Source organism: Paenarthrobacter sp. TA1.8 (assembly GCF_048595705.1).
Lineage (GTDB): Bacteria > Actinomycetota > Actinomycetes > Actinomycetales > Micrococcaceae > Arthrobacter > Arthrobacter nitroguajacolicus.
The window spans coordinates 2,424,038-2,447,595 of record NZ_CP184287.1 but is presented as its reverse complement, the minus strand read 5'-3'; the positions used below and the strand labels follow the sequence as shown (position 1 = coordinate 2,447,595).

The following is a 23,558-nucleotide window of genomic DNA, read 5'->3' as shown; positions in this document are numbered from 1 at the left end:
CGCGAAATGCTGAATTATTTATTGAACTGTTATTTGCAGAGAGGGGCAGCTGTTAAACAGCAGCGGCCCGGGACGTTGGTCCCGGGCCGCTGACGATTTGCTGCGCTGGCTATTCGGCAGTCTTACCGAAGTAGTCTGCACCACCCACGTATTCGGTATGGCCGGATTCCACATCGGCGGTCACCATCTTCGCAACCTCGGCCGCGAACTCCTCTACGGAGTACAGCTTGCCGGCTTCCGCTCGACGGGCTTCAATGGCTCCCGGGTTGGAACGATCCAGCAAGGTGGCAGTCACGGTGCCTTCGATCATGTCGCCGGATACGACCACAAGTGAGATGCCCTTGTCCGCAAGGTTGGGCAGGAGGGCGCGCAGGGCGTCCTCACCGGCACGCTTGCTCTTGGCAACGGGCTCGTACTCGGGCATGGTGGGCACGGTTTCCACAAAGTGCGCCTGATGGCTGGTGACGAAAACCACGCGCGAACCCTCGGGCATAAGTGGAACGGCTGCGTTGAGCATATTCACCTGGGCATCGCGGTTCAGCTTGAGTGCGTACCCCTCTTCCATGCCCGATTCCATGCCGCCGGAGGCGTTAAGTACCAAGACATCGAGGGAACCGAACTCCTCCATGGCGCTGCTTGCCAGTGCGTGCACGCCTTCGTCAGTGGTGAGGTCTGCCCCAACTGCAGCCGCGCGTCCGCCTGCTGCCTGGATCTCTGCCACTACCTTGTTGGCACGCGGCGCCTTCTGACGGTAGTTGACGACGACGGCGGCACCCTCACCCGCGAGGATCTTGGCAACTTCGGCGCCGATTCCCCGGGAAGACCCCGTGACGATGGCGGTCTTGTTATCCAGCGTTCCCATTCGTGCTCCTTTTGTTCACTTCATCCAAATTCCGTGGGTTCGGATTCCATCATGCCAGCGGCACGAAGGAAATCCGTTGTTGACCCCGGACAAAAACAGCCGTGCAGGCTAGTTTCCTAGTGGCCCATCCCGAGGCCGCCATCAACCGGGATCACGGCGCCGGAGATGTACGCGGCTTCGTCGCTGGCAACCCACCGCACCACGTTGGCTACCTCGGACGCCTCGGCGAAGCGTCCCGCAGGAACGTTGGACAAGTAGGACTTCTGGGTGTCTTCGGGCAGTTCGGCCGTCATATCGGTGTTGATGAAGCCGGGCGCAACAACATTCGCGGTAATGCCGCGGCTGCCAAGTTCGCGGGTCAGGGAGCGTGCGATGCCCACCATGCCGGCCTTGGAAGCGGAGTAGTTGATTTGGCCAGGTGCGCCGTAGAGGCCCGACACCGAGGAGATGAGCACAACGCGGCCCTTCCGCAGGCGGATCATGCCCTTGGACGCCCTCTTGATCACACGGAAGGCTCCGGTCAGGTTGGTGTCGAGAACTGACGTGAAGTCTTCCTCGCTCATCCGCAGCAGTAGCGTGTCCTTGGTGATTCCGGCATTGGCTACCAGCACTTCCACAGGTCCGTGCGCCTCTTCGACGATCTTGAAGGCAGCGTCGATTGATATCTCGTCCGTGACGTCGGCCTTGACGCCCAGGATGCCCTCAGGCAGTTCTGTTTCACTGCGGTAGGTGACGGCCACCTTGTCACCGTTGGCAAGGAACGATTCGGCGATGGCGAGGCCGATGCCCCGGTTGCCGCCGGTAATGAGGACACTGCGGCCGGTGGATACTGCTTCAGACATGCTTTCGCTCCAGGTTCCGCGGCATTCTTTTGCCGCTATGAAGAGGGATTTTCCTGATTCGATCCTATCCGCAGCCCGCTGCAACCCGCGGGTAACCGGCAACCAGCGCGGTTTGGGCGGTTACAGCCTTGGTGAGAGAATTGAGAGAGGCCTTTGGAGCGTGATGATTCAGTTGTGACACGAGAAAACAGTCCCCTGCAGCAAGTGCCCGGGGAACCGGACGCTGTTTCCAGCGACCCCGAGGTCCACAGCATCACCGATGCCGCGGCCGCACACTCCGAAGACATGCGTGACCGCATGATTAAGTATGCGGTGGCCATGGGCATCCGCATGGTCTGTATCATCCTGATTTTCGTGGTTGACGGCTGGTTCAAGATCATCGCCATCGCTGGTGCCGTGTTCCTGCCTTGGATTGCTGTGGTCATAGCAAATGGCAACGACAAAGCGGAGGACCACAGCGAGTCCCTGCTGGATTACGTGGCCGTTCCTGAGATCGAACGTTCCCCGGAGCCGGAAGAAGCTCCTGCGGACGGGCCGACAGTGCTTCAAGGAGAACTGGTGGACGACGAACCACCAAGCAAACAAGCGGGCCCCGCAACGGGCCATGCAAGCGAGGCCGGGCATCCCGGCGACGAACGGGCGGCTTCATGAATATCTTTAATCTTGGCGGCCCGGGTGGGGCCAGCCAGGAGTCCGAACGTGCCACGGGTCCGGCTTTGTGCTCCCGTAAAGGCTGCAGAGCCGGCGCCCAATGGCAACTCCTTTGGAACAATCCCCGTATCCACACGCCGGATCGACGCAAGGTGTGGTTATCGTGCGGTGACCACCGGGACTGGCTGGAGGACTACCTGCAGACGCGTGGCCTGTGGAAAGAAACTGTGCCGTTCACGGCCAGTCAAGAAGCAGCAAATGGGGCCGGCTGAATGTATCGTTTCCTCTTCTCCAGCAAGTGGCTGGGATACTTCGTGCTGGCTGTCATCTTCGCCACAGCCTGCGTTTTCCTGGGCCGCTGGCAGATGGACCGCAGGGCTGAAACGCTGGCCGAGATCAATCGCGTGGTGAGCAACTACTCGGCAACTCCCATTCCCTACATGGAGATTAAAGAGCAGTTCGACGCCCTGGACCCCGAGCGGGAATGGACCCAGGTTGAATTGCGTGGGAGCTACGACGTCGATGGTCAGCGGGTTGTGCGGAACCGGCCGCTGAACGGCCAGCCAGGTTACGACGTCGTGGTTCCTTTTCGGCTGACCACAGGCGAAGCCGTGGTGATCGACCGGGGTTGGCTGCCGATCGGAAACAACACGCCAGGCCGTCCTGACGTCATTCCGGCTCCTCCCACTGGCGAGGTGACAGTGGTAGCGCGGCTAAAGCCCGCCGAACCCAAGCTGGATCGGGGCGCGGTGGACGGTCAGCTGGCCTCTATTGACCTCGCCGGATTCGCCAGTGAACTTCCCTACCCCATCGCCACCGGGGCGTACGGGCAACTGGCCAGCGAAGCCCCCGCAGTGCAGCCGATGCCCACGCCCTTCCCCAAACCTGCCACCGAAGAAGGAACGCACCTTTCCTACTCTTTGCAGTGGTTCGCCTTTGGCGTGCTGATGTTTATCGGGTTCGGATACGCTGCGCGGCAACAAGCCCGGAATGCGGCAATCGATGCTGAAGAGGAAGAGGACGAACAAATCCTCGCCGCCGGTGGCACACCCAAGCAGCGCACCCCTGCTCCCCGTAAAAACAGGCGGCGCACGTCCGAAGAAGAGGAAGACGCCATCCTGGATGCACAAGGCTACTGAGTGATTCCGGATCCCGTACTCAACGTAAAGTCAGCCCTGACCGCGGCCGGCGCTCAGGACACGGTTCGGATTTTCGAGGACAAGGTCCCGACGGCGGCCGCCGCTGCATTGGTCCTGGGATGCGAGGTGGCCGCGATCACCAACAGCCTGGTCTTCGAGCTCAACGGCGCACCTTTGCTCATCCTTGCCAGTGGTGCGGCGAGGGTGGACACGGGGCTCGTGGCGGATCAGTTGGGCACAGGCAAGATCCGTCGCGCCGCACCGGATTTCGTGCTGGCGCACACCGGCCAGGAAGTAGGCGGAGTCGCGCCCGTGGGCCACCCGAAGAAGCTCCGCACAATCCTGGACGTCTCACTCCAAACGCGCCCGGTCCTCTGGGCCGGCGCAGGAGATCACAACTCGATGTTCTCCATCACCTACGAAGAGCTGGCACGCATCACCGCAGCGGAACCCCTGCAGGTCCGCTAGGCAGCGCGAAGGCCCCTTGTCGCCCCAGGGCTTACGCCAGGGTAATGAGGTCCAGGTAGTCTTCGTTCCAGTGGTCTTCAACGCCGTCGGGGAGCAACACAACGCGCTCCGGGTTCAGTGCCGACACGGCACCTTCGTCGTGACTGACCATGACGACGGCGCCGCTATAGTTCTTGAGCGCCCCCAGGATTTCGGCGCGGCTGGCAGGGTCCAGGTTGTTGGTGGGCTCATCAAGGAGCAGCACATTCGCGCTGGAGGCCACGATTGTGGCCAAGGCCAAGCGGGTCTTCTCACCGCCGGAAAGTACGCCTGCGGGCTTGTCGACGTCGTCGCCGGAGAACAGGAATGAACCCAGGATGCCTCGGACTTCGGCGTCTTTCATGTCCGGGGCTGAAGACCGCATATTTTCCAGGACCGTGCGGTCGACGTCGAGCGTTTCATGCTCCTGGGCGTAGTAGCCCACCTTGAGGCCGTGCCCGGGGATGATGTCGCCAGTGTCGGGCTTGTCAACACCGGCCAGCATGCGCAGAAGGGTGGTCTTGCCGGCACCGTTAAGGCCAAGGATGACCACCTTGGAACCGCGGTCAATGGCCAGGTCCACATCCGTGAAAATTTCCAATGAGCCATAGGACTTGCTCAGCCCCTCCGCCGTCAGCGGGGTTTTGCCGCATGGTGAGGGATCCGGGAAACGCAAGGCGGCCACGCGGTCGTTTTCCCGCACGGCCTCCAATCCACTAAGGAGCCTCTCGGCGCGCTTGGCCATGTTCTGGGCGGCCACGGCCTTGGTGGCCTTGGCGCGCATCTTGTTGGCTTGGTCGATCAGGACCTGCGCCTTCTTTTCGGCATTGGCGCGTTCGCGCTTCCGGGCGCGCTCATCCGTTTCGCGCTGCAGCAAGTAGCGCTTCCAGTCCATGTTGTAGAAGTCGATCTGTGCGCGGTTGGCATCCAACAGGAAGACCTTGTTCACCGTTGCTTCGAGCAGGTCCGTGTCGTGACTGATCACGATCAAGCCACCTTGGTGATTCTTCAGGAAGTCGCGCAGCCAAGTAATGGAGTCGGCGTCAAGGTGGTTGGTGGGCTCGTCGAGGAGCAGGGTTTCCGCGTCCGAGTAAAGGATGCGTGCCAACTCGACACGGCGCCGCTGGCCACCTGAGAGGGTCTTCAACGGCTGGTTGAGGAGCCGATCCGGCAGGGCGAGGTTGGAGGAGATCGCAGCGGCTTCGGCTTCAGCAGCGTAGCCGCCACCCGAGAGGAACTCAGCTTCGAGGCGATCGTAGCGGTTCATGGCTTTGCGCTGCACGGCCGCATCATCGCTTGCCATGTCCTCATGGGCCTTCTTGAGCTTGCCTACCACGACGTCCAAGCCGCGGGCGGAAAGGATACGGTCCCGGGCAAGCTGCTCCATGTCCGGCGTCCGCGGGTCCTGCGGCAGGTAGCCGATCTCACCGCTGCGGGTGACTTTGCCGCCTGCCGGAAGGCCTTCGCCGGCAAGGACCCGGGTGAGGGTTGTCTTGCCGGCGCCGTTGCGTCCGACGAGACCAATCTTGTCCCCTTTGTCCACCCTGAAGTTGACCTGGTCCATGAGCAGGCGTGCGCCGGCGCGGAGTTCGAGGTCCTGGACGGTAATCAATTCGGGTGATGCCTTTCAATGGGGAACGCTCGCGGGGACCGGTGGGTCCGATAAGTGCGGCGGGATGTGGCCGTGAGAACAGCCTGTTCAAGTCTACCGGTACCCCGGCCGCAGGCTGACATCGGCCCTCGAAAGAGAAAACTGTGCCAGCGGCCAAACAATTCCCGAAAGACTTTGTGGGAAGGCTCCAAAATACCGCCCCCCGTCCCTCCGTACCCTCGACATCAGGGGAAACAACTTTCATTGCACCGCACCCGATAGGACCGTCATGAGCCAGACCCAACCTGACACTGCTGCCACTTCCGACGCAACAGTGCAACGCACCGCATCCTCCCGTAAACGCTGGACCGCCACCGACCTCGGCCTCATCGCCGTTTTCGCTGCCCTCGTCGCCGCCTCCGCGATCGTCCCCGGCATTCCGGTAGGCGCCCTTGGCGTTCCCATCACCTTGGTGACCCTGACGGTGATGCTCAGCGGGCTGGTGCTGGGCGCCGGGCGCGGTTTCGCCGCCGTCGGGCTCTATGTGCTGCTCGGCTTCGCCGGGCTGCCGATCTTCAGCGGCGGCCGTAGCGGACTGGGGATTCTCGCGACGCCCTCCGCCGGTTACATCATTGCGTTCCCCTTGGCCGCAGCGGCAACCGGATACCTTGCGGGGGTCGTCATCCGTCGGACGGTTAAGTTCCGTGCGCTGTGGCTCTTCGCCGCGGCAATGGTAAGCAGCATCGTGGTCATCCACGCGCTGGGCATCCTTGGAATGATGGTCAATGCCAAATTGGACTTCACCAAGGCTCTCCTCGCAGACCTCCCGTTCGTGCCCGGTGACGTCCTCAAGAACGTCCTGGCTGTGATCATCGCCATGGCGATTCACAAGGCTTTCCCGGACGTCCTGGTGCGTCGGGTCAAATAAAGCAGGAACAATCAGTAGATGAACTCCATCAGTTTCAGCAGTGTCTCGGTGCGCGTCCCGGTTGATGGAAGCGACGTGCCCAAGACGTTGCTGCAGGACATTTCTTTGGACCTGACCGAGCGCAGGATCGGGGTGATCGGCGCTAACGGATCCGGGAAATCCACCCTTCTCCGCCTCCTGAACGGTTTGGTTGTCCCGAGCGAAGGCACTGTTGTGGTCCACGGCGGCGACAGCGTCGCCGACGTCCGTCGCGTTCGCGGCAATGTGGGCTTCGTCTTCACTGATCCCCTGTCCCAGTTGGTGATGCCAACGGGGCGGGAGGACGTTGAGCTCTCCCTGCGCCGTTCCATCAAAAACTCCAAGGAGCGAGCAGCGCGGGCAGAAACAGTACTGGATCGTTTCGGATTGCTGCACCTTGCCGATCAAAGCATCTACGAACTTTCCGGTGGTGAAAGGCAGTTGTTGGCACTGGCTGCAGTCCTGGCCGTTGATCCGGCCGTTCTGGTCCTTGACGAACCGTCCACCCTCCTGGACCTCCGGAACCGTGAACTCCTGCGGCGTACCGTAGTCGAACTGGAGCAACAGGTGGTCATGTCCACGCACGATCTCGACCTCGCGCTAGACATGGACCGGGTGCTGGTCGTGGAGTCCGGACGAATTGTCTTCGACGGCGATGCTGCCGACGGCGTCGCACGTTACCGTGCGCTGTGCGCGGCTGCCTTGCCCAGCGGCCCCTTAGGTGATGTGTCGAGGTGAGGGGCCATGGATTCCTGATTGCGAATTACGTTCGCGGAAACTCGATCATCCACCGAACTCCCCTATGGCTGAAATTTCTGGTGGTAGCCGCCTGCGGAACGGCGTCTTTCCTCATTGTGGATTGGACCGTTTCCCTTGTGGTCTTCGCCATCATGTGCGGCTTGTTCCTCCTGACCGGCGCCGGCCTCCGCCGACTTCTGAGGGCCATCTGGATGGTTACGCCCATCCTGCTGGTCATCGGTCTCTTCCAGTGGTGGCAACTCGGTGGACCCACCGCAGCACGCATCGTACTGAATGTGCTTATTTGTGTGGTGGCAGCGTCCGTGCTGACAGCCACCACCCCCGTGCAGGCGCTGCTGGACGGGGTGGTGGCCTTGGCAAAACCGTTCCGGCGTTTCGGTGCCGATCCTGAACGATTCGCCCTGACCATCGCAGTAATGCTGAGGAGCATTCCGTTCATTGCGGGCACTTTCTCGGACGTACGGGACTCCGCCCGGGCACGTGGACTTGAACGCAATCCCCGAGCGCTGATCCTCCCCGTCTTCATCACTACTGTGGCGTACGCCCGTCAAACCGGCGACGCGTTGGCAGCCCGCGGACTGGGCGAACCGGAAAGGGACTAAAACCTGGTGTACTGCAGCAGTGCTGCGGTTCCCATGCCGCCTGCAATGCTGATCATTGCCAACGCCAACGGAGTCTCTCCATCCATTGCATATCGGCCCCGTGCCTGGGCCATCAACCGCGTCACCAGGACCGCTCCCGAGGCGCCGTAGCCGTGGCCCAAAGCCAGGGCGCCGCCGTCCAGGTTGGCTCGCTCAGGATCTACGCCTAAGTAAGCCAGACATGCAATCGTTTGGGAGGCGAACGCCTCGTTGAACTCAACCAGGTCAAGGTCTCCTGCGGCCACGTCGTGGCGGCTCAAGAGCCGTTCGGCGGCGTGGGCTGCTCCGATACCAAGGAGTTCCGGATCAACCCCCGCCGTGTCGCACCCCAGTACCAATAGTCCGTCCGAGGCTCCCATCTCGCGGGCCCGCTCGAGTGACGTTATGACCACCGCTGAGGCTGCGTCTGCGTCGAAACAGGAGTTGGCCGCCGTGACCGTTCCATCCGGGACGAACGCGGCTGGGAACCTCGACATCAGCGGCGCCCGCAGGGTCGCTTTGGGGCCGTCATCGAAATCCACCAGTTTTTCGTTGCTCTTGAGCGGAACGATCTCCTCCGCAAAGGAGCCCGCACTTGCCGCCTCAACCGCGCGGCGATGGCTCCGGAGTGCGTACTCGTCCTGTTTCTCCCGGGTCACGCCAAACGCGCGGGCCACGTTCTCCGCCGCAACACCCATGTCAGGGTCGCCGAACTGTGGAGGCACAAAGCTGGCCCTTGAGTAAAACTCCAGTTCGCCGTCGTCGGTTCTGTTGGCCCTGGCTGGTGCGGTACTGATGCTCTCAACGCCGCCGGCAAGGTACAGCGGATTACCCCCTGCAGCCACCAGCCGTGACGCCAGAGCAATGGCGTCCAGGCCTGAACCGCACTGCCGGTCAACGGTAAGGCCCGGTACGGTGACGGGCAAGCCGGCCTGGAGTGCGGCAAACCGGGCCACATTCCCTCCCCCGCCCACGGCGTTTCCGATGATGACATCATCCACATCCGCAGGTTCCGCATTTATGTTCTGCAGAAGAGAACCCAGCACGGGTGCCAGGAGATCCGGCGCGCGGAGATGCTTCAGTTGCCCGTTGGCGCGACAAATCGGAGACCGGAGCGCGGCGATGATGACGGGTTGCCGGGATTCGTTGGAGCCGTGTTGCATCTCTTTCGCGCCAGGCTTGCCGCTACCCAAAGGGCTGACGTTACCCAAGGGGCTGTGCCCGGGGGTCATGATTCTTGATCCAGTCCAGCAGGACTTTCCTGCTGACCTTGCCCCGGTCAGTCATGGGCAACTCCGCCAATAAGTAGTACTGCAACGGCCATTTATCCCGTGCCAGCAGACCATCCAGGCCCGTGCGCAGCTGCGTGGCGGTGACCGCACCATACGCAGGCACGACGCCGGCAATCACCTTTTGGCCGCGGATATCGTCAGGTGCCCCGGCGGCAATCGCAACGTCCACGCCGGGCACGGAGGCAACTGCAAGCTCAACCTCATGCGGGTAGACGTTCTTTCCAGAGGTGATAATCATGTCCGAGCGGCGGCCGAGAATGTGAAGGGTGCCGTTTTCCAGGAAGCCCTGATCCCCCACGGTGTACCAGCCGTCAAGGCACCGCAGGGCTTGGCCATCGTCTCCCCAAAGGTAGCCGTTGCTGACCATTCCGCTGCGAACGCTGATATTGCCGTGTTCGCCGTCCGGCACGGGTCTGCCGGTGTCATCGAGGATGCTCAGGTCAACACCCGGGAAAGGTAAGCCAATGCCGGTGCCACCGGCGTCCAGTGGTTCACCAGCGGCAAGGCGGGTGCCGGAAACAAAGCTCAACTCGGAGGCACCGTAGTACTCATAAATGGCCGCATGGGGCGCCCACCGCCGGGCCGCCTCCAAGGTCCGGGCGTCCAACTTGGAACCCGCGCAAATGATGCTGCGGATGCCGGAAGCATCAACGTCGCCGGCGAGTCCTCGTTCGCTGAGTAGACGCAGCGCCGTAGGTGCCAGGACCAGCCGGGTGATTCCGTCGTGACTGATGGCAGCATGGGCGTCGCCGACGTCGAACGACTCAAGCGTGTGGAACGCGGCCCCCGCGTACAGGCATTCCGAGAGGGCATACAGGTTCAGGCTGGCTGACAGGGGCCCCGGCGCCAGGGTGCAATCGTCCTGCGTAAGGCCAAAAAATTCGATGGACGCTTCGAACGACACTTGCCAGGAACGACGCGACCTGGTGAACGCTTTGGGAACCGAAGTAGTGCCGGACGTGAGACCGATGAGGAAGGTACTTGACGGGTTTCCGTCTACCAACCCGGCATCAATGGTGGTGGTGGTCCCGACAACGCGTGATGAAACGTCCTCGATCATGGGAAGCGGCCATTCGGGATCCAGCACCGCACAGCGACGCTCCCCCGCCACCGCGGCCGCGTAGCGCTCAACAAAGCGCACGGAGTTGGGCTCGGCAAGAACAGTAGTGGCAGTCGTGTCGCCCAGCAGCCCTGCTGCAGCGTCGCGAAGTCCCGCCCAGGTGAGCCGGCTGCTGCCCACAACGACGGCGGTGTCGTGGGGGCGCTCTTCGGCCCAGAGCTGAAGTTTGTCCAGGAAAGGCATCCACACAATTTTACGGCAGTGTTCGGCCCCGGGCACCAAAAGTGACGTCTATTCTGACTGTATGAGTTTCAATGACGGCGCGCAGCTTGACCCCTCGCAAGTAGAAGACCGACGTGGCGGCGGCATGGGCCGCGGCACCAAGATCGGCGGTGGCATCGGCGGTGGAATAGTGGTGCTGTTGCTTGCACTTTTCGGTATCAATCCCAACATCCTCGGGGACCTGACAGGTAGCGGAAGCCAGCCACCCGCCGTCGAAAGTGGTGGCGGGGCCGGAGGTGTCCAGGAATGCCAGACAGGCGCCGATGCGGACAAACGGCTGGACTGCCGGATCACAGGGACAGTGAACAGCCTCAATGCCTTTTGGCCTGCCTACCTTGCTGACTACAACGTGCAGTATCCGCGTCCCAAGACCGTCATTTTTAGCCAAGCCACAAACACCGGTTGCGGTGCGGCCACAAGTGCCGTGGGTCCGTTCTACTGCCCTGCGGACACCACCGCATACTTTGATCCTGGATTCTTTGATGACCTGGTAACCCGGTTCGGCTCCTCAGGAGGTCCCCTGGCACAGGAGTATGTAGTGGCCCACGAATTTGGTCACCACGTCCAGAATGTCCTCGGTAACCTTGACCAAGCCCAGCAGGACCCACAAGGTCCCCAGTCCGGCGCCGTCAGGGTGGAGCTCCAGGCTGATTGTTATGCGGGACTTTGGGTCCGGCACGCCACCACCCAAACGGACGCCAGCGGCAAGCCCTTCCTTGATCCCCTGACCCAGCAGGACCTGCAGGATGCGCTCTCGGCCGCTTCCGCCGTTGGTGATGACCGGATCCAGGAGGCGGCTACCGGCAGGGTGTCTCCTGAATCCTGGACCCACGGGTCCAGTGAGCAGCGGCAGAAGTGGTTCTATCAGGGATACACCACGGGCGATATCAACAAGTGCGACACCTTTGGGGTGGCTGCGCCGTAGTGCATTTGACGACATTAAATAAGGAAGGGTTCCGGGCTTGCCGCCCGGAACCCTTCCTTGTGCCCGCCGAAGCGAGCGAAAACTGCTGATCAGATGTTGAAGCCGAGGGCCCGCATCTGGTCCTTGCCGTCGTCGGTGATCCGCTCGGGACCCCATGGCGGCATCCATACCCAGTTCAGGCGCCAATCATCAACCACGCCGTCGAGGGACTTGCCCACCTGCTCTTCAAGCACGTCCGTCAGCGGGCAAGCCGCCGTGGTCAGTGTCATGTCGATCAGGAGTGCGCCGTCTTCGTCGGAGTACTTGAGCCCGTAGAGAAGGCCCAGGTCCACAATGTTGACTCCGAGTTCCGGGTCAATAACGTCCTTGAGCGCTTCTTCGACGTCCTCGAGACTGGTTCGCGCCGTGTTGATTTCGGTCATGGAACGATCCTAACTAGGCCTGCACAGCAGGAGCAACGGCAACGCCCGCGCCTGGAGCATAGCGGTCGTAGCCCTCATCCTCAAGGCGGTCCGCGAGCTCGGGTCCGCCCTCTTCAACAACCTTGCCGTCAACGAACACGTGAACGAAGTCCGGCTTGATGTAGCGCAGGATACGGGTGTAGTGGGTGATGAGCAGGGTGCCCATGTTGCCCTCTTCGTGCGCGCGGTTGACGCCCTCGGAGACAACCTTCAAAGCGTCGACGTCCAGGCCGGAGTCGGTCTCATCAAGGATGGCGAACTTCGGCTTGAAGAGTTCGAGCTGAAGGATTTCAACGCGCTTCTTCTCACCACCGGAGAAGCCTTCGTTGACGTTGCGCTGTGCGAAGTCGGCGTCGATACGGAGCTGCTGCATAGCTGCCTTGACGTCCTTGGTCCACGTGCGAAGGGCCGGTGCTTCGCCGTCGATCGCCGTTTTGGCGGTCCGCAGGAAGTTGGTCATGGTGACGCCGGGAACCTCTACCGGGTACTGCATGGCCAGGAAGACGCCTGCACGGGCGCGCTCGTCGACGCTCATTTCCAGCACGTCTTCGCCATCCAGCGTGATGGTGCCGCTGGTGACGTTGTAGCGCGGGTGGCCGGCGATGGTGGAGGCAAGCGTGGACTTGCCAGAGCCGTTGGGGCCCATGATGGCGTGCGTTTCACCGGTCTTGATGGTGAGGCTGACGCCCTTCAGGATCTCCTTGGTGCCCTGCTCCGTCTCGATGCTGACGTGCAGGTCCTTGATTTCAAGAGTTGACATGCTCTTCTTTCTTTCCGTTCGTAAGTCTGGCGGTACTGGGCGCTCAGTAGTGATCTACCGAGGCGCCGTTCACAACGTTGGTCACGTCCACGTAAACGTCGTCTCCGTCGATGGTGACGGCGAAAACGGGGACGGGGTCGTAAGCAGGCAGCTGGAGGGGCTGTCCGCTGCGGAGGTCGAACTGGGAACCATGTCCCCAGCATTCAATCGCGCAGCCTTCAACCTCACCTTCGGACAACGAGATGTCCGCGTGCGAGCAGGTATCGGCGATGGCGTGGATGTCGCCCATCGAGTCCCTGACGATGGCTACGGGGTAGTCATCAATCAGGACGCGCAGCGCTTGCTTGACCTGGATGTCATTGGCGTTGCATACCAGTTCGCCCTTGGTTTCTTCACTCATTGTTGTTCTGCCTGGCCTGTCTTAGTTGTCGGTCGCGGCGAGTTCGCGCTCAACAGCTGCGGTCAGGCGCTCTTCGATTGCCGGGACCTTGATCTGCTGGATGATCTCGTTGAGGAAGCCTCGGACCACCAGGCGGCGTGCAACCTTTTCCGGAATGCCACGGGCCATGAGGTAGAACAGGTGCTCGTCATCAAAACGGCCGGTGGCGCTGGCGTGGCCTGCACCTTCAATCAAACCGGTTTCGATTTCGAGGTTCGGAACTGAGTCCGCGCGGGCACCATCGGTGAGGACCAGGTTACGGTTGGCCTCGTAAGTATCCGTGCCTTCGGCTTCCTTGCGGATCAGGACGTCGCCGACCCATACGCTGTGGGCGTTGCGGCCCTGAAGGGCGCCCTTGTAGAGCACGCGCGACTTGCAGTTGGCCACCGCGTGGTCAACGAACAGCCGCTGCTCAAGGTGCTGTCCGGCGTCTGCGAAGTACAGGCCGAACATTTCGACGTCGGCACCCGGCGCGGTGAAGCGCGTGGACGGCGTAACGCGCACGAGGTCGCCGCCAAGGCTGACCACGATGTGCTTGAACTTGGCATCGCGGCCGATCTTTGCCTGCTGCGATGACGCGTGGACAGCGTTATCCGCCCATTCCTGCAAGGACACAACGGTCAGTTCAGCGCCGTCTTCAACGATGATTTCCACGTTCTCGGACACAACTGCGGAACCCTGGTGGTCCAGAACCACAACGGCCTTGGAGAAGCGTTCTGCCACAATCACGATGTGCTGGGCAGACGGTGCCTCCCCAGCGCCGGTAATCAGGACAGAAACTTCACTCTCGGCCTGCAGCTCGGCGGGCACCGTGACGACAGTGGCCTCGGCGAAGTTCTCCCACGCGTTGGCAGACACGAGGTCCTCCGGGATGGCCGCCTGGCCAATGCGCTTGTCATCGCGGCCAACGGTTTCAACAACGACGCCGGCCGGTGCAGTGACGCTCACAGCCGGAGCTGCGCCATTGAGGACTTCGGTGTGGAGGCCACGGAGGCGCTTCAGCGGCGTGAACCGCCAGTCTTCCTCGAGGCCGTTAAGCGGCTTGAAGTCCGCCATCTTGTAAGAGGTGAGACGACCCGCACGGGAGCTGTCCGGAATCCCTACGCCGCCACCATGCGAGTGGCTCTTGGCCGAAGCACCGGCGAGCGGACCAGCGGAAGGCTGCTCCGACGTCGTACTCGTGTTCGTTCCGGTGTTGACGGGCGAAAGGTTCTCGCCTTCCTCGGTGAAGCCGTTGATAAACGGCTGGGCCGAGGGCGCGCCGATGCGCGCCTTTTCAGTAGTGATATCAGTCATTGTTAACCGACGGACCCTTCCATCTGCAGTTCAATCAGGCGGTTCAGCTCAAGAGCGTATTCCATGGGCAATTCACGCGCGATCGGCTCGATGAAGCCGCGCACGATCATGGCCATGGCCTCGTCCTCAGGCATGCCGCGGGACATCAGATAGAAGAGCTGCTCTTCGCTGACGCGTGAAACTGTGGCCTCGTGGCCCATCACAACGTCATCCTCGCGGATGTCGATGTACGGGTACGTGTCCGAACGGGAAATGGTGTCCACCAGGAGGGCGTCACAACGAACGGTGTTGGCCGAGTGCTTGGCGCCTTCACGGACCTGTACCAGGCCGCGGTACGCAGCGCGTCCGCCGCCGCGGGCCACGGACTTGGAAATGATGGAGCTCTTGGTGTTCGGTGCGATGTGGACCATCTTGGAGCCGGTGTCCTGGTGCTGGCCCTCGCCGGCGAAAGCGATGGACAGCGTCTCGCCCTTGGCGTGCTCGCCAACGAGGTAGACGGCCGGGTACTTCATGGTCACCTTGGAACCGATATTGCCATCGATCCACTCCATGGTGGCGCCCTCTTCGCAGATGGCGCGCTTGGTAACCAGGTTGTACACGTTGGTGGACCAGTTCTGGATGGTGGTGTAGCGGACGCGGGCGCCCTTCTTCACGATGATCTCCACAACAGCCGAGTGCAGCGAGTCCGAGGTGTAGATCGGAGCCGTGCAGCCTTCGATGTAGTGAACGTAGGAGTCCTCATCGGCGATGATCAGCGTGCGCTCGAACTGGCCCATGTTTTCCGTGTTGATACGGAAGTATGCCTGGAGGGGGATGTCAACGTGCACGCCCTTGGGCACGTACACGAAGGATCCGCCGGACCATACGGCCGTGTTCAGTGACGCGAACTTGTTGTCGCCCACCGGGATGATGGTGCCGAAGTACTCCTGGAAGATCTCCGGGTGCTCCCGCAGGGCGGTGTCAGTGTCCAGGAAGATGACGCCCTGGGCTTCCAGGTCCTCGCGGATCTGGTGGTAGACGACCTCGGACTCATACTGGGCTGCGACGCCGGAAACCAGGCGGCTGCGCTCAGCTTCCGGGATGCCGAGCTTTTCGTAGGTGTTCCGGATGTCTTCCGGAAGGTCTTCCCACGTTGCCGCCTGCTTCTCGGTGGAGCGCACGAAGTACTTGATGTTGTCGAAGTCGATGCCCGAGAGGTCTGCACCCCAGGTAGGCATGGGCTTGCGGTCGAAGTACTTAAGGCCCTTGAGCCGCAGATCGAGCATCCATTCGGGCTCGTTCTTCTTCGAGGAAATGTCGCGGACGACCTCCTCGTTGAGGCCACGACGGGCGTTGGCGCCTACGTCGTTCTTGTCGGCCCAGCCGTACTCGTAGTTTCCGATACCGTGCAGTTCGGGATTCTTCTCCAGAATCTCCGAGATCACAGTGCCGTCAGCTACCGCTTTCTCTGCTATTTGGTCCGTCATCACGGCCTTTCTTGCTGGTTGTTTGATTCCTGGTACGGGTTCCCGGGCTGCTCTGCGACATCTGGGGATGCCGTGGCAGCCGGGCGCCCGGTAGGTATGTGGGTGGTGCAGACGTGTCCGCCCTGCGCGAGCGTGGAGAGGCGCCGGACATCGACACCCACCAAGCGCGAGAAGACCTTGGTCTCCGTGTCGCAGAACACGGGAAACTCTGCGGCAAGCCGCTGAATCGGGCAGTGGCCTTGGCAAAGCTGGACACTGGACAACGCTGCCGGCAGTGGCGCCTTGGCTTCGATGGAGTGGGCTGAGGCAACAAAGCCATCACGACTGAGGGCCTTTGACAGTGCCATGGCGCGGGCCGTGATGTCATCACCGGCGGCTTCCACTTCGGGGGCGTAGCGGCGTTCCATGTCCGAGAAGCGTTCCTCCGCGTACTCCCGGACTGCGTCCTCGCCGGCAAGTTCCTGAAGGCGCCTTAGCGCGGAGCTGGCAATATTCAGGTAGTCGTCGCCGAGCTTGGACTGCCCCTGTGAGCTCAGGACGTAGCGGCGCGCCGGGCGGCCTGCGCCGGAACCGGCTTTGGCTACTCGTTTAACTTCGATAACTCCGCTGCGTTCCAGATGGTCAAGGTGACGTCGAACTGCAGCGGGTGTGAAGCCCAGAAGGTCGCCCAGCTCCGCGGCACTTACCGGACCGTTCTCCAGTACAGCGCTCAGGACCCGGTCCCGTGTACGGTCATCCGCGTCCGGCAGCACAGGAGAAGCACCGATGGCTTCTGCCGCTGCAGCATGCCGCGTTGCGGGCATGGAAGTTGGACTGCTCATGGAATACACAACACAATCATGTCGTAATTTGTTTCATGCATCCAGTAAGGCAAGACTGACCTTAGCCAGCCGCCAAGTGTGACCGTACTACTTCCCGTAGAATACTCTGGTGCGATCCCCCGATTCCCCTGTCCTCACTATAGATGGACTCATTAAGGATGTAGGCCCCCTGGCCTCCCTTGACGGCAAAATGCTCAGGGTGGTCAGTGGGCTGTCCCTTGTGGCCGAACGCGGCCAGGTAACCGCCCTGTTGGGGGCGAACGGCGCTGGTAAAACCACCACCCTGGAGTGCGCCCAAGGCCTGCAAAAGCGGACGAGTGGACGTATTTCCCTGCTGGGAGCGGACCCCGACACGGCAGGTGCCGACCTGAGGTCCCGTGTAGGTGTGATGCTCCAGGACGGCGGCCTCCCGCCGTCGGCCCGTCCCATCCCGCTGTTGCGGCACGTCGCTGGCATGTACCAAAAGCCCATGAACGTTGACGCCCTGGTGGAACGGCTGGGAATCAGCCAGTTCAGCAGGACCAGCGTGCGCCGTCTTTCCGGGGGCCAGAAGCAGCGGCTGGCACTAGCGGCCGCCCTCGTGGGCAATCCTGAAATCCTGTTTCTCGACGAACCCAGCGCAGGGCTGGATCCGCAGTCGCGGCAAATGGTTTTCGAGCTCATTGCCGAACTGAGGGACGCCGGGATGGGCATCGTGCTGACAACGCACCTGATGGATGACGCTGAGCGCCTGGCCGACTACGTATACATCATCGACGGCGGTCACAACGTGGTGGAGGGAACGGTAGCCGAGCTGCTCCGGCACGATCACGCCGCAGACTCGGCCATCACGGATCGGACGCTCTACTTCGATGCCCCCGGAGGACTAAATTTCAACGGTGCTGTCGGTGCGGGCCTGCAGATCACCGAAACCCGCTCCGGGAGTTACTCAATCACCGGTGCCATCACGCCCAAGGACCTTGCATCATTGACGGCATGGTGGGCCGAACGGAACATCATGCCCGCCTCGCTGCGGTTGGAAGCACGTAGCCTGGAAGACGTGTTCCTGGACATTTCCGGAAGGGACCTCCGATGAGCAAGCTCCTCTCCCCCAACGCCGGACCGGCATCCCTGCCGCGCAGGATCATGCAGCAGGGCCGCTACGAAACCATCACCATGCTGCGGAACGGTGAGCAACTCATCCTCGCTGTCGTCCTGCCCCTGATGGCCCTCGTGGGCTTGGTTGTTACCCCGCTACTTGACGGCCTCGGCGGTTCCCGCGTGGACGTGGCCACGCCCGGGATTCTGGCGCTGTGCGCCATGTCCACGGCTTTCACCGGCCAGGGCATCGCCACCGGTTTTGATCGCCGCTACGGAGTACTCCGCTTCCTGTCCACTACTCCCCTTGGCAGGGGCGGGCTCATCGCGGGCAAGATTCTAGCCGTGCTGGTGGTCCTGTTCCTTCAAGTACTGGTAGTCGGTGCTGTTGCCGGACTGCTGGGATGGCAACCTCGGCTCGAGGCCTGGCTTCCCGGCGCGGGGCTTCTGGTTCTTGGCGCTGCTGCCTTCACCGCCTTGGGCTTGCTGGTGGCGGGCACCGTGCGGCCGGAAGCTACCCTGGCGATTACCAACCTGCTGTGGATCCTCCTCGGGGCATTGGGCGGCATTGTGGTGCCTGCTGAGCGATTGCCGTCGTTGCTTCAGGGGATCGTTCAATTCCTTCCCTCCGGGGCCCTGGGCCAAGCACTTCGGGACGCCTTCCTGTTGGGCGCTGTCCCCTTCCCCGCCGTAGCAGTCCTCCTCCTGTGGACCGTACTGGCCGGCGCCGCGGCCATCCGCTGGTTCAAATGGAACTAACCCGTCCAGGCACCAACCACCAACGCAGAACTGAGAAGTGAGAAAACTGTGAGCACGGCATCGCGCCTACCAAAAACCGTCCAGCGATTGACCTCCAAGTTGCCAACCGAGGTCAACAAGGCCGTGCGCCGCCTGGCATTGTTGTCGCTCATTGGGCAGACCGTTCTGGTGGTAACCGGTGGTGCCGTACGACTCACAGCTTCCGGCCTGGGTTGCCCGACATGGCCGCGCTGCACCAGCGATTCGTTGGTTAACACGCCGGAGATGGGCATTCACGGGTTCATTGAATTCGGCAACCGCCTGCTCACCTTCGCCCTCGCCGCAGTGGCCGCCATGATGTTGGTGTACTTGTGGAACCTCCGCAAGGAACGCCGCGACCTCTTCATGCTTGCATTGGGACTCCTTGCCAGCATCCCGGCACAGGCAGTGATCGGTGGAATCACCGTACTGTCCGGCCTCAACCCCTGGGTTGTTGGCCTGCACTTCCTCGTGTCCATGGCCTTGGTGGTTTTTGCCACGCTGCTGGTCAACCGGGCTTACGGGCGGACCGGCCGCTTCATGAACCGCACCCTCCCGGACCTCCCCCCGCTTGCTCGCCCCGTGATGCTTGCTGTCGCAGTTTTCTCCGCGCTCTCTGTCATGCTGGGAGTCGTAGTTACAGGAGCCGGGCCCCACGCCGGAGATGCAGACGCTCCCCGCAACGACCTCGACTGGGACCTCTTCTCGCACATCCACGCGGTCCCTGCGTACCTCATCACTGCCGGAACGCTCTTCGCGGTGTACCTGGTGATCCGGCACAAGATCGGCGGTCCGTTCCGATCGGCGTCGTATCTTCTGCTGGGTGTCACATTGCTGCAGGCTGTCATCGGCTTCACCCAGTACTACAACGGAATCCCAGCTCTCCTGGTTGGTGCACACATGTTCGGCGCAGCCGTGCTGATGAGCGCGGCCACCAACGCCGCCGACCTGGCGAAACACAGCCCCGCCAACTAGCTTTTTCTATGCCCGGATGAGCCGGGCGGGGTTGGATCGCGAAGCCACCAGGGCCGGGTACAGCGCGGACAGAGTTCCGCTGGCCAGCCCGGCTCCGATTCCCCACAGCGCTGCATACCAAGGGATCACGGCCGCCCAACCTTCAGTGGACGCGTATAACAGGACTGCCCCCATGCCCACTGCCGCTCCGGCAGTGCCGCCTAACACTCCCACCACCGCGCCTTCCAGCAGGAACATCCCGGCCAGTGGTCCCCTCCGCATGCCCAGTGCCAGTCGAAGGGCTATTTCGCTCGACCGGGCCAGGACACCGAGGTACATCGTGGTTCCGGCACTCAAACAGGCGATGGCCAGGAGCACAATGGAGACAATGCCCACCAGCCTCCCCAGATCAGCGTCAATCCCGTGCTTGAGGTCCCGTAGGTCGGCCACGGTCTGCACCGTCACGGCGCCTGTCTCAGCGGGACTCAGCTTCTTAGGCAGCGCCTCCGCGATGGCCGCCGGCATGCCCGGATCTGTCCGTAAGACCAGGCTGGCTGCGACTCTGCTGGTCACGGGATATGAACCGACTCCCACTACCACCGACCCTGGAAGCATCGGATCCCTCCCCGGATTCTCGATGATGCCCACCACCGGAACCGGCTCACCATACAGCCAGATGACAACGCCGGGACCTGGCCTTGCGATACCCAGTTGGATGGCGGCATCCTGACCAAGGACCGCGACCGGGCCACCGAAAGATTGATCAAGCAGGCTGGCATCGCCGAAGGAAATGGTGGCCCCTTGGAGTCGGAGATAGGCCGAATCAGCCACCCGGACAGCTCCGGTGAAGACAGGCTGTTCGGGATAGGACCCAGGGCGGAAGGACGAGGGCTGGACTATCGACGCCGATAGCTCAGCAAGAACTCCGGCTTCGAGGACGCTGGAGAGCTCCTTTGACCGCTGAAGATCCTCTGTCACGGCGTCCCACGAGGCGTATCCGCCCTCACGCGTAGCCCGCACTTCGTCGCTGGCGGCTGCGTCGATCCTTGCGGACACCTTGACGGCTGCACTCTCGCTCAGCCCCATGGCGGCTACAAGCCCGCCGCTCCCCAGCAGGAATGCCAGTACCAGCAGAAGGGCCTTGGCCGGGCGGACCGTCAGCGCAGACAACGCATCCGCAACCACGTCTGCAGCTTCATGGTGGATGGGCCGGGCAAGGTGATAGGAAGCGGAACTGTCGCCTGGTGTTACTGGCGCGTCGCTGTGGACCGTAGCGGAGCCGGTGTCACCCACGATCAGCCCGTCCCGCATTGTGATGACCCGATCAGCAGCAGCAGCGATGCCTGGGTCATGGGTGACCAGGACGACGGTGGTTCCTGTGGCGTGAAGCTCGCGGAGATGGACCAGGACCAGCCCGCCATTGACGGTGTCCAGGCTGCCTGTCGGTTCATCAGCGAGCACGATTCCCGGGGCTCCGATGACGGCACGTGCAATTGCCAGCCGCTGTCGTTCGCCGCCGGAGAGCAAGGAAGCGGGGGTGGCCGCCTTATGCGCAAGGCCAAACTTGTGAAGTGCGGGCATCACTAGTCGCTTTTGGACGGACAGGGCAATCCCCCTTGCACGCAGTCCGAGGACGGCATTGCGCGCGGCAGCATCGCGTCCCACCATGTGCGAGTCCTGGAAGACGAAACCGAAGAGACTGGCGCGCAGCTCGGCTCTCTGTCGCTCGCTGAGGCCCGACACGTCCGTACCCTGCACCAAGTACGTTCCTGCCGAAGCTGTGTCCAAAAGGCCGAGGACGTTGAGAAGCGTCGACTTTCCCGAGCCGGAGGGGCCAACGATAGCCACGAACTCGCCCTGATGGATGTCGAGGCGCAAACCGGCCAGGGCGGGCGCGCCGGAAAAGTCTCGCCGGACGTCCCGCATGCTAAGTATCGGACGGTGTGGTGGCGGATCGGTCGCTTCCGGGACATGCCAGTGTGAAGTCATTGCAACTTGACCTCGTCGCCTGGAGCCAACCCGTCCACGTCGGCAATGGCCGCCCACCCGTCCGCCTGTGCCATGACCTTTACGTTCACCCGCCGCGGCTCACCGTTCTTTTCCAGCAGCACGTAAGGGACACCTTCCTCCTGGCGAACCGCGATCAGGGGTACGGCCAAGGACTCCGCGGCGGCGCTGCCAGCAGTTACAGTCACGGACTGGTCCGCGGCGAATCCTTGCGTTCCGGGTGGCACGGCAAACGTGATGTCCTTTCCGGGGATTTCGTTCTTGCTTTGGTCACCCTCCAAAAAGTGGCTGACAAGCCCTACCTTGGTTTCGAGGACTGCGGAGCCGGCGCGAACAGTAACGGCCCCACCCACGGGAAAACTCTCGGACTGGACAACGTCCGCCCGGGCAACAATGGAGTCGTCAGCAATCTTTACCTGGGCAACGATGCCATCCTCACCGAGAACCGATCCGTTGCCGGCCATGGCGGCGATTGTCCCCGTGTCTCCGGGAACTTGAACGAATTCCTTCCACCGAAAAACCACCGCGTCGGGGGCCTGCTTGGTCGAAAGGGGGTGGGAGTCCACGTCCCCTGGTTTAGTCGCTTTCGGCGAAGGTGTTGAGGTTGGGGCTTCGTAACCGGCTGCCTTGTACCAGTCGATCAAGGCGCGTTGCGTGCCGGTTTCGAAGGTATCCGCCGAAGAAACGGCGTAGCCAAAGCCAGCCAATGCGCCGTGCAACGCCGCGACGTCGGGGCCCGAATCACCCAGTTCGATATCGCGGTACAGGGGCACACCGCTGGGGAGTACGAGTAACGGCCTCCCGGACACAGCGGCCAGCAGTTCACCTGGAACCACCACGCTTCCCACCGTTTTAGCCGCTGCCGTCAAAACCAGCCTGTCAATACCTTCAGTGGAACTCGCTTTGATCGCGTGTTGTGCACCTGCCACGACTTTGCCGGAGAGCACCACCTGTTTGATGACGGCGCGACGCTCCACGGTTGCCGAAACAGGGATTACCGCGGGCGTTGACGACGAGGGCCCTGCGCTGGCAACGCTGCTGGCACCAGTCCAGTAGGCGGCGCCCAGGCCTGCCAACACCATCACCAGCAGCGCTGGAATGAGCCACCACCGGGGAACGCGCCTCATGGCACGACCCGCCGGGATCACCTCAGAGTCGTGCATCAGCCACACCGTGGTCCCTCAGTATCTGCCTGGCTCGTTCAACGGCGGCCGCCTTCTCTTCTGCCAAGGCGTTGAGCTCAGCCTGATGGTCCTTCATCTGTGCTGCTTGGTACTGAGCAAGGATGTCATAGGGTTTCCTGGCACCGCCGCCCGCGTCCTTGCAGTCAAGAGCCAGCAGGGCAACTCGGATTTCGTCTTCTTTTAACCCTGTTGATTGCAGGTTCCAGGAACCTGCTTCAGTGAGCTTCAGGCCTCTTCCTGCCAAGCAGTCTTCCCAGCCCTGGCGGAAGGCAACGAACTCCGGGTCACGCTCTGTCAGCCCCACCGCGATGTCGGAGATCTGGTTCTGGATGGACGTATCGCCGACAAGTCCCTCCAGAAGTTCAGGTAAGCCAGCGCGCCCTACAGACTTGGTGCACTGGGATTCCGCTTCTTGTTGCTTGGAGCTAAGTGCCGGGCGCTCCGGCTGCTCCTCCATCACACCAGGAATCTTCCGGATTTCCGGTAGGGCACCATTCTTTGCGGCCAAGGCACGTGACCACTGACCATACCTGCTGTCCTGAAGTGCCTTGCCGCCGCCTCCCCAAGGAGCCACAGTGAATCCAGCTTCTTCAACGCAGTCGAAAATGAGAAACGCGACCGCCGAATTGACCATGACGTTTTCCCTGTCGGAGTACCAGTAGGCGCTCATGGGCAGCACAATCTCTCCGGTCATCTCATTGAGGGAGGCCCGCGCGTTCGCTCCGGCGCTCCGATCAATCGCAGGCAAACTGAGGGTGGGCCCGGGTTCCGACGGACGGGCGGGTTCGCTGGAGCACGACGTGCCGGCGATAGCAACCAGCATCGCCAGCGCGCCAACTGCCGCGGACGGCATCCTTTGGA

At 62.2% G+C, this 23,558-nt stretch carries 25 protein-coding genes; 11 read left to right on the top strand and 14 right to left on the bottom strand.

Annotation, left to right across the window (positions count from 1 at the left end; translation table 11 throughout):
- Positions 1–109: 109 nt before the first annotated feature.
- Positions 110–862, bottom strand: a complete 753-nt coding sequence (locus ACNAOT_RS11275; protein ID WP_420181099.1) for an SDR family oxidoreductase — start codon at positions 860–862, stop codon at positions 110–112.
- Positions 863–978: 116 nt separating this feature from the next.
- Positions 979–1,704, bottom strand: a complete 726-nt coding sequence (locus ACNAOT_RS11270) for a beta-ketoacyl-ACP reductase (RefSeq protein WP_420181098.1) — start codon at positions 1,702–1,704, stop codon at positions 979–981.
- Between the two features lie 153 nt (positions 1,705–1,857).
- Here ACNAOT_RS11270 and ACNAOT_RS11265 point away from each other — a divergent pair, with 153 nt between their 5' ends.
- The 4 genes from ACNAOT_RS11265 to ACNAOT_RS11250 are packed head-to-tail and all read left to right on the top strand — an operon-like array spanning position 1,858 to position 3,962.
- Positions 1,858–2,355, top strand: a complete 498-nt coding sequence (locus ACNAOT_RS11265; protein ID WP_178992784.1) for a DUF3099 domain-containing protein — start codon at positions 1,858–1,860, stop codon at positions 2,353–2,355.
- Complete coding sequence (locus ACNAOT_RS11260) at positions 2,352–2,627, top strand: hypothetical protein (RefSeq protein WP_420181097.1); 276 nt, start codon at positions 2,352–2,354, stop codon at positions 2,625–2,627. Before ACNAOT_RS11265 ends, ACNAOT_RS11260 begins: the two co-directional genes overlap by 4 nt.
- Positions 2,628–3,494 carry an SURF1 family protein gene (locus ACNAOT_RS11255; protein WP_420181096.1) on the top strand — a complete coding sequence of 289 codons (867 nt, stop codon included), beginning with the start codon at positions 2,628–2,630 and terminating at the stop codon, positions 3,492–3,494. It begins immediately after the preceding gene.
- Positions 3,495–3,962: a YbaK/EbsC family protein gene (locus ACNAOT_RS11250; protein WP_420181095.1), complete on the top strand. Its 468-nt coding sequence runs from the start codon at positions 3,495–3,497 to the stop codon at positions 3,960–3,962.
- A 31-nt stretch (positions 3,963–3,993) separates the two neighbouring features.
- Here ACNAOT_RS11250 and ACNAOT_RS11245 read toward each other — a convergent pair whose 3' ends face one another.
- Positions 3,994–5,592, bottom strand: coding sequence for an ABC-F family ATP-binding cassette domain-containing protein (locus ACNAOT_RS11245; RefSeq protein WP_011774803.1), 1,599 nt, complete (start codon positions 5,590–5,592; stop codon positions 3,994–3,996).
- Between the two features lie 268 nt (positions 5,593–5,860).
- Here ACNAOT_RS11245 and ACNAOT_RS11240 point away from each other — a divergent pair, with 268 nt between their 5' ends.
- The 3 genes from ACNAOT_RS11240 to ACNAOT_RS11230 are packed head-to-tail and all read left to right on the top strand — an operon-like array spanning position 5,861 to position 7,878.
- Positions 5,861–6,499 carry a biotin transporter BioY gene (locus tag ACNAOT_RS11240; RefSeq protein WP_091470666.1) on the top strand — a complete coding sequence of 213 codons (639 nt, stop codon included), beginning with the start codon at positions 5,861–5,863 and terminating at the stop codon, positions 6,497–6,499.
- An 18-nt stretch (positions 6,500–6,517) separates the two neighbouring features.
- Positions 6,518–7,255 carry an energy-coupling factor ABC transporter ATP-binding protein gene (locus ACNAOT_RS11235; protein ID WP_420181094.1) on the top strand — a complete coding sequence of 246 codons (738 nt, stop codon included), beginning with the start codon at positions 6,518–6,520 and terminating at the stop codon, positions 7,253–7,255.
- Positions 7,252–7,878, top strand: coding sequence for an energy-coupling factor transporter transmembrane component T family protein (locus ACNAOT_RS11230; RefSeq protein WP_364305098.1), 627 nt, complete (start codon positions 7,252–7,254; stop codon positions 7,876–7,878). The genes ACNAOT_RS11235 and ACNAOT_RS11230 overlap by 4 nt, the downstream gene beginning before the upstream one ends.
- Here the strand turns inward: ACNAOT_RS11230 and ACNAOT_RS11225 are convergent.
- Complete coding sequence (locus tag ACNAOT_RS11225) at positions 7,875–9,128, bottom strand: thiolase family protein (RefSeq protein WP_420181093.1); 1,254 nt, start codon at positions 9,126–9,128, stop codon at positions 7,875–7,877. The genes ACNAOT_RS11230 and ACNAOT_RS11225 overlap by 4 nt on opposite strands.
- The gene (locus ACNAOT_RS11220) at positions 9,100–10,491 is read right to left on the bottom strand and encodes a class I adenylate-forming enzyme family protein (protein WP_420181092.1); all 1,392 of its coding nucleotides are present in this window, start codon (positions 10,489–10,491) and stop codon (positions 9,100–9,102) included. Before ACNAOT_RS11220 ends, ACNAOT_RS11225 begins: the two co-directional genes overlap by 29 nt.
- 61 nt (positions 10,492–10,552) lie before the next feature.
- Here ACNAOT_RS11220 and ACNAOT_RS11215 point away from each other — a divergent pair, with 61 nt between their 5' ends.
- Complete coding sequence (locus tag ACNAOT_RS11215; protein ID WP_420181091.1) at positions 10,553–11,455, top strand: neutral zinc metallopeptidase; 903 nt, start codon at positions 10,553–10,555, stop codon at positions 11,453–11,455.
- Positions 11,456–11,544: 89 nt separating this feature from the next.
- Here ACNAOT_RS11215 and ACNAOT_RS11210 read toward each other — a convergent pair whose 3' ends face one another.
- The 6 genes from ACNAOT_RS11210 to ACNAOT_RS11185 are packed head-to-tail and all read right to left on the bottom strand — an operon-like array spanning position 11,545 to position 16,698.
- The gene (locus ACNAOT_RS11210; protein ID WP_054808115.1) at positions 11,545–11,877 is read right to left on the bottom strand and encodes a metal-sulfur cluster assembly factor; all 333 of its coding nucleotides are present in this window, start codon (positions 11,875–11,877) and stop codon (positions 11,545–11,547) included.
- Between the two features lie 13 nt (positions 11,878–11,890).
- Positions 11,891–12,676, bottom strand: a complete 786-nt coding sequence (gene sufC / locus ACNAOT_RS11205) for a Fe-S cluster assembly ATPase SufC (RefSeq protein ID WP_014921882.1) — start codon at positions 12,674–12,676, stop codon at positions 11,891–11,893.
- Positions 12,677–12,719: 43 nt separating this feature from the next.
- Positions 12,720–13,076: a non-heme iron oxygenase ferredoxin subunit gene (locus ACNAOT_RS11200; protein WP_091470659.1), complete on the bottom strand. Its 357-nt coding sequence runs from the start codon at positions 13,074–13,076 to the stop codon at positions 12,720–12,722.
- A 21-nt stretch (positions 13,077–13,097) separates the two neighbouring features.
- Complete coding sequence (sufD, locus tag ACNAOT_RS11195) at positions 13,098–14,411, bottom strand: Fe-S cluster assembly protein SufD (RefSeq protein WP_420181090.1); 1,314 nt, start codon at positions 14,409–14,411, stop codon at positions 13,098–13,100.
- A 2-nt stretch (positions 14,412–14,413) separates the two neighbouring features.
- Entirely contained in the window at positions 14,414–15,877 is a 1,464-nt protein-coding gene (gene sufB, locus ACNAOT_RS11190) for a Fe-S cluster assembly protein SufB (RefSeq protein ID WP_011774792.1), read from the bottom strand.
- Positions 15,877–16,698: a helix-turn-helix transcriptional regulator gene (locus tag ACNAOT_RS11185; RefSeq protein WP_420181089.1), complete on the bottom strand. Its 822-nt coding sequence runs from the start codon at positions 16,696–16,698 to the stop codon at positions 15,877–15,879. Before ACNAOT_RS11185 ends, sufB begins: the two co-directional genes overlap by 1 nt.
- A 109-nt stretch (positions 16,699–16,807) precedes the next feature.
- Between ACNAOT_RS11185 and ACNAOT_RS11180 the strand changes: the two genes are divergently transcribed.
- The 3 genes from ACNAOT_RS11180 to ACNAOT_RS11170 are packed head-to-tail and all read left to right on the top strand — an operon-like array spanning position 16,808 to position 19,527.
- Complete coding sequence (locus ACNAOT_RS11180; protein ID WP_420181088.1) at positions 16,808–17,773, top strand: ABC transporter ATP-binding protein; 966 nt, start codon at positions 16,808–16,810, stop codon at positions 17,771–17,773.
- A complete protein-coding gene (locus ACNAOT_RS11175; RefSeq protein WP_091470653.1) occupies positions 17,770–18,534 on the top strand; it encodes an ABC transporter permease in 765 nt (254 codons plus the stop codon). The genes ACNAOT_RS11180 and ACNAOT_RS11175 overlap by 4 nt, the downstream gene beginning before the upstream one ends.
- Positions 18,535–18,582: 48 nt before the next feature.
- A complete protein-coding gene (locus ACNAOT_RS11170; protein WP_091470651.1) occupies positions 18,583–19,527 on the top strand; it encodes a COX15/CtaA family protein in 945 nt (314 codons plus the stop codon).
- A 6-nt stretch (positions 19,528–19,533) separates the two neighbouring features.
- Here ACNAOT_RS11170 and ACNAOT_RS11165 read toward each other — a convergent pair whose 3' ends face one another.
- Genes ACNAOT_RS11165 through ACNAOT_RS11155 form a run of 3 tightly spaced genes read right to left on the bottom strand, consistent with a single transcriptional unit; the run spans position 19,534 to position 23,550 of the window.
- On the bottom strand, positions 19,534–21,432 hold the full coding sequence (locus tag ACNAOT_RS11165) for an ATP-binding cassette domain-containing protein (RefSeq protein ID WP_420181087.1): 1,899 nt from the start codon (positions 21,430–21,432) through the stop codon (positions 19,534–19,536).
- Positions 21,433–21,491: 59 nt separating this feature from the next.
- On the bottom strand, positions 21,492–22,676 hold the full coding sequence (locus ACNAOT_RS11160; protein ID WP_420181086.1) for a hypothetical protein: 1,185 nt from the start codon (positions 22,674–22,676) through the stop codon (positions 21,492–21,494).
- Positions 22,663–23,550 carry a hypothetical protein gene (locus tag ACNAOT_RS11155; protein ID WP_420181085.1) on the bottom strand — a complete coding sequence of 296 codons (888 nt, stop codon included), beginning with the start codon at positions 23,548–23,550 and terminating at the stop codon, positions 22,663–22,665. Before ACNAOT_RS11155 ends, ACNAOT_RS11160 begins: the two co-directional genes overlap by 14 nt.
- Positions 23,551–23,558 lie beyond the last annotated feature (8 nt).

Coding starts and splice junctions, on each gene's coding strand:
- ACNAOT_RS11275 (WP_420181099.1), bottom strand. CDS start 862: ATGGGAACGCTGGATAACAAGACCGCCATCGTCACGGGGTCTTCCCGG.
- ACNAOT_RS11270 (WP_420181098.1), bottom strand. CDS start 1,704: ATGTCTGAAGCAGTATCCACCGGCCGCAGTGTCCTCATTACCGGCGGC.
- ACNAOT_RS11260 (WP_420181097.1), top strand. CDS start 2,352: ATGAATATCTTTAATCTTGGCGGCCCGGGTGGGGCCAGCCAGGAGTCC.
- ACNAOT_RS11255 (WP_420181096.1), top strand. CDS start 2,628: ATGTATCGTTTCCTCTTCTCCAGCAAGTGGCTGGGATACTTCGTGCTG.
- ACNAOT_RS11240 (WP_091470666.1), top strand. CDS start 5,861: ATGAGCCAGACCCAACCTGACACTGCTGCCACTTCCGACGCAACAGTG.
- ACNAOT_RS11235 (WP_420181094.1), top strand. CDS start 6,518: ATGAACTCCATCAGTTTCAGCAGTGTCTCGGTGCGCGTCCCGGTTGAT.
- ACNAOT_RS11225 (WP_420181093.1), bottom strand. CDS start 9,128: ATGACCCCCGGGCACAGCCCCTTGGGTAACGTCAGCCCTTTGGGTAGC.
- ACNAOT_RS11220 (WP_420181092.1), bottom strand. CDS start 10,491: ATGCCTTTCCTGGACAAACTTCAGCTCTGGGCCGAAGAGCGCCCCCAC.
- ACNAOT_RS11215 (WP_420181091.1), top strand. CDS start 10,553: ATGAGTTTCAATGACGGCGCGCAGCTTGACCCCTCGCAAGTAGAAGAC.
- ACNAOT_RS11210 (WP_054808115.1), bottom strand. CDS start 11,877: ATGACCGAAATCAACACGGCGCGAACCAGTCTCGAGGACGTCGAAGAA.
- sufC (WP_014921882.1), bottom strand. CDS start 12,676: ATGTCAACTCTTGAAATCAAGGACCTGCACGTCAGCATCGAGACGGAG.
- ACNAOT_RS11200 (WP_091470659.1), bottom strand. CDS start 13,076: ATGAGTGAAGAAACCAAGGGCGAACTGGTATGCAACGCCAATGACATC.
- sufD (WP_420181090.1), bottom strand. CDS start 14,411: ATGACTGATATCACTACTGAAAAGGCGCGCATCGGCGCGCCCTCGGCC.
- sufB (WP_011774792.1), bottom strand. CDS start 15,877: ATGACGGACCAAATAGCAGAGAAAGCGGTAGCTGACGGCACTGTGATC.
- ACNAOT_RS11185 (WP_420181089.1), bottom strand. CDS start 16,698: ATGAGCAGTCCAACTTCCATGCCCGCAACGCGGCATGCTGCAGCGGCA.
- ACNAOT_RS11175 (WP_091470653.1), top strand. CDS start 17,770: ATGAGCAAGCTCCTCTCCCCCAACGCCGGACCGGCATCCCTGCCGCGC.
- ACNAOT_RS11165 (WP_420181087.1), bottom strand. CDS start 21,432: ATGCGGGACGTCCGGCGAGACTTTTCCGGCGCGCCCGCCCTGGCCGGT.
- ACNAOT_RS11160 (WP_420181086.1), bottom strand. CDS start 22,676: ATGCACGACTCTGAGGTGATCCCGGCGGGTCGTGCCATGAGGCGCGTT.
- ACNAOT_RS11155 (WP_420181085.1), bottom strand. CDS start 23,550: ATGCCGTCCGCGGCAGTTGGCGCGCTGGCGATGCTGGTTGCTATCGCC.